Annotated in this window: 4 protein-coding genes; 3 read left to right on the forward strand and 1 reads right to left on the reverse strand. The window is 39.6% G+C overall.

Annotation, left to right across the window (positions count from 1 at the left end; translation table 11 throughout):
* On the reverse strand, positions 1–576 hold a 576-nt coding region (locus tag K6G87_RS13060), incomplete at its 3' end, for a LysR family transcriptional regulator (RefSeq protein ID WP_296838094.1).
* A 222-nt stretch (positions 577–798) separates the two neighbouring features.
* Between K6G87_RS13060 and K6G87_RS13065 the strand changes: the two genes are divergently transcribed.
* From K6G87_RS13065 to K6G87_RS13075, 3 genes are all read left to right on the forward strand, one after another.
* The gene (locus K6G87_RS13065; protein WP_296838097.1) at positions 799–2,289 is read left to right on the forward strand and encodes a UbiD family decarboxylase; all 1,491 of its coding nucleotides are present in this window, start codon (positions 799–801) and stop codon (positions 2,287–2,289) included.
* Between the two features lie 85 nt (positions 2,290–2,374).
* Positions 2,375–2,935 carry a UbiX family flavin prenyltransferase gene (locus K6G87_RS13070; RefSeq protein ID WP_296838099.1) on the forward strand — a complete coding sequence of 187 codons (561 nt, stop codon included), beginning with the start codon at positions 2,375–2,377 and terminating at the stop codon, positions 2,933–2,935.
* 50 nt (positions 2,936–2,985) lie between these two features.
* Entirely contained in the window at positions 2,986–3,333 is a 348-nt protein-coding gene (locus K6G87_RS13075) for a prenylated flavin chaperone LpdD (RefSeq protein ID WP_296838102.1), read from the forward strand.
* Positions 3,334–3,446 lie beyond the last annotated feature (113 nt).

The following is a 3,446-nucleotide window of genomic DNA, read 5'->3' on the forward strand; positions in this document are numbered from 1 at the left end:
GGAAAGCTCAGGAATAGTGAGCTTCTTGCGCTTATATAAGTTATTACATTTAGGAATAAATGCAACAAGGTGATCGTCAAAATAGGAAACTGCTTCAAACTTTTGTGCAAAATCGTCATCCAAATTAAAGCTTGCCTTGAAACTTCGCATAAAAGCAAGTTCGTATTTGCCCTCCAAAAGACCTTTTTGAAGGATTGTTGAGTCCTGCTCATCAATCCTTAATTCTATGTCCGGATGTTTCTTCTTGAATTCAAGTATTATATCTAACAGACCGTACTGGGTAATTGTTGGAATTGCACCAATTGTAAGTACGTTATTCTTTTTCTGGGAAAGCTCACGAAGATATTTATAATTCAGTTTGCTTATCTGCTCGGCATAGGGAAGCAGCTGACGACCGTATGAGGTGAGCTCAACGTTTCGGGTGTTTCTGTCAAGAAGAGAGACATCAAGCTCTTTTTCCAAAGCTTTAATATGTTTGGAGAGGGTAGACTGGTTCATGTACAGGCGATCAGAGGCTTCGCTGTAATTCATGGTTTCAGCAAGTGTTACAAATTCCTGCAAATAATCAATATTCATAAATAAGATCCTTTCGTTAGACGCAGTTACATATTCATTATACCGTTATTTATTCCAAAATGGAAATTATGACAGGAGAATCAGAATTGAAGGTAAATACTAGTATTAAGTACAATTGTTTTTGTAAAAGAAAAACCTGTTCTTGCATTCAATTAAAGGCTTATTCTTAAGACGAAAAAATATGAATTATGACAGGTAAAAATATAACTAGTCGGAGGAGCTATGAGTAACATTTATGATCTTAGAAGTGCCCTTGAATATTTAAAAACACAAAAGGGGCAACTTGTTGAAACAGATGTTGAAGCAGATCCAAATGCTGAGATATCAGGTATATACAGATATGTTGGAAGTGGAGGCACTGTAATGCGTCCTACAAAGGAAGACGGACCGGCAATGCTTTTTAACAATGTAAAGGGATTTCCGGGTTCGAGAGTTGTAATAGGAATGTTATCAAGCAGGAAAAGAGTTGGAATGCTTCTTGATCATGACTACAAGAGGCTTGGCTGGCTCTTAAGAAATGCTGTCAAAAATGCAATGCCGCCTGTTATAAGCACAAAACCTGCTCCTTGCCACGAAAATATTTATAGGGCAGAAGATCCTGACTTTGATCTAAGAAAACTTGTTCCCGCCCCGACTAACACACCTGAAGATGCCGGTCCTTACATCACAATGGGACTTTGCTGCGCAACAGATCCGGAAAACAGGGATATTTCAGATGTAACTATTCACAGGCTTTGCATTCAGTCAAGAGATGAGATGACTATGTGGATCACTCCCGGAAGCCGTCATATAGGCGCTATGTGGGATAAGGCTTTAAAAGCCGGAAAGCCTCTTCCTATATCCGTGTCCATAGGACTTGATCCTGCTATATACATGTGTGCTGGTTTCGAACCACCCACAACTCCGTACGGTTTTAATGAACTTCAGATTGCAGGAGCCTTAAGAGGAAAGCCTGTTGAACTTGCAAACTGCGTATCTATTGACGAAAAGTGCATAGCTCATGCTGAGTACGTTATCGAAGGCGAACTTATCCCTGGTGTTACTATGAGAGAAGATATTAACTCAGGAACTGGCAAGGCTATGCCTGAATTCCCCGGATATACCGGCGATGCCAAAGGCAATGATATCCCAAATTATCTTCCTGTACTTAAGGTTAAAGCTGTAACTACGAGGAATAATCCCATTATGGAGAGCTGTATAGGTGCTAGCGGCGAGCATGTATCCATGGTAGGAATTCCTACAGAAGCAAGTGTTATAGACCTTATAGAAAGATCCATGCCAGGTCGCCTTGTAAACGTTCATGCAGCTCCTTGCGGTGGCGGCAAGTTCGTTACAATCATTCAGTTCAGGAAAAATAATATTAATGATGAAGGAAGACAGAGACAGGCTGCACTTATAGCTTTTTCAGCCTTTTCTGAGATGAAGCATGTATTCCTTGTTGATGAAGACGTTGATATATTCGATATGAATGATGTAATGTGGGCCATGACAACAAGGTTCCAGGGAGATGTTGATTTTATCCCGATTCCGGGAGTACATACACATGTCCTTGATCCAAGTAATGATCCGGCATATTCACCATCCATAAGAGAACACGGGATTGCCTGCAAGGCAATATTTGACTGCACAGTTCCTTATTATCTTAAGAGCGAATTTGAAAGATGCAAATTCCTGGAAGTTGATCCTAAGAAATGGATTCCTGATTGGAAGTAAATTATCGAAAGAATATTAAGGAAAAAGGATTCTTGGTTGGAAGTAAATTATTGGAAAATGATTTAGAAATAAAAAGGAGTTTCAAGTGAGAATAATCATAGGCGTAACAGGCGCTTCAGGCGCTATCATGAGTTATTACCTGTTAAAAGGGTTAAAGCAAGTGCCTGATATTGAAATTCATCTTATCATTTCAGAAGGCGCCAAAACTACCTGGGGTCTTGAGACTGACAAGCCGATCTCATATCTTACAAGCCTTGCAGATTATATTTATGATGAAAAAGATATGGCAGCTAAGATATCAAGCGGTTCTTTTGTCACAGAGGGTATGATAATCATGCCATGCAGCATGAAGAGCCTTGCCGGTATCGTATCAGGATATGCAGATAATCTGGTGTTAAGAGCTGCTGATGTCTGTCTTAAAGAAAACAGAAAAGTTGTGCTGATACCAAGAGAGATGCCACTTGGCAAAATTCATCTTCGCAATCTCAAGGATGCATCTGATCTTGGATGCGTGATAGTGCCCCCTATGCTGACTTTTTATAATAAGCCTTCGTCAGTAGAAGATATGATAATTCATATCGTCGGGAAGGTTTTATTACAGTTTGGAATAAATATTAAAGAATTCAAGGCCTGGGGCGGGGTCTAGAACACATATTCAAGTCTAGCTCATAAGACTTGGCGCGGGGCATGAATCTTATGAAAAATATAGAAATAAAATTATCTTTTGGAAGCGTTAATATTCAGGTAATGGACATAGGGAGCGATAAATGTGTAACTGTTAAGGGCGGAGATAGCCCTCATATTGGATGCATTGTTCTTGCAATTCCAAGGCCTTCACTTACAGGGGATGGAAGCATTTCTTCTACGACATCCGTCATTAATGTTACCGGTCACAAGGACGATATGATCTGCAAAATAATAGCAGAAAAAGTATGTAATAGATATAACTGCGTTGTCACTTGCACCGGAGGTATTCATATAGACAACATAACTCCTGACCAGATAGAAGAACTCTTTGATAAAATCAGCAAAACAGTCATCTGATTATTAAGCCATAAATTTAAGAAGCTTATTCTGCTGATCTTTGAAATCTTCAATTCCAAGGTCGTAGAGCTTGTGATTGGCATCTGCATCCATGGCATAGGTGCTCATGGAGA

Source organism: Butyrivibrio sp. (genome assembly GCF_024699075.1).

Bases quoted from the DNA above. Each gene is read 5' to 3' on its own strand.
- K6G87_RS13075 (WP_296838102.1), top strand. From the start codon at position 2,986: ATGAAAAATATAGAAATAAAATTATCTTTTGGAAGCGTTAATATTCAG.
- K6G87_RS13065 (WP_296838097.1), top strand. From the start codon at position 799: ATGAGTAACATTTATGATCTTAGAAGTGCCCTTGAATATTTAAAAACA.